At 45.7% G+C, this 392-nt stretch carries 1 protein-coding gene; it reads right to left on the bottom strand.

All coding sequences use genetic code 11. The features are described from left to right. The coding region (locus tag PPOP_RS10780; protein ID WP_042228448.1) for a transposase at positions 1–392 on the bottom strand (392 nt) is incomplete at both ends.

Consider the following 392-nt stretch of genomic DNA (forward strand, 5'->3'; position numbering starts at 1 on the left):
TTGTTCTTTGCTGGCATTTTGGCTTTGACCGACTCATCCATGCTGTAAACAACCTTTCGCAGCTTCCGCGCACGGTCTTGCAGGATTTCTTGCGGTGACTTCTGGTTGTAGCGAGCTTTCGTATGCGTGGCATCTACGATGATAGAGGCACTCTTTAAGATACCCTGCTCGATCGCGAGGGCTACTGTCTGCCCGATGAGCATGTCGAGGAGGTTCATATCTTTTAATCGTAGTTTGCGGAATTTTGTTAGAGAACTTGGGTCGATTACCGAGTCCTCTGGTGCCATGCCAAGAAAGAATTTGAACGACAGGTCATACTTAGAGCGTTCAACAATGTCTACGTCAGAGAGTTCAAATATAGCTTTCAGTAGTAGATATTTAAACATGCGAAT

This window comes from Paenibacillus popilliae ATCC 14706, assembly GCF_000315235.1.
In the GTDB taxonomy this organism is placed as follows: Bacteria; Bacillota; Bacilli; order Paenibacillales; family Paenibacillaceae; genus Paenibacillus_B; species Paenibacillus_B popilliae.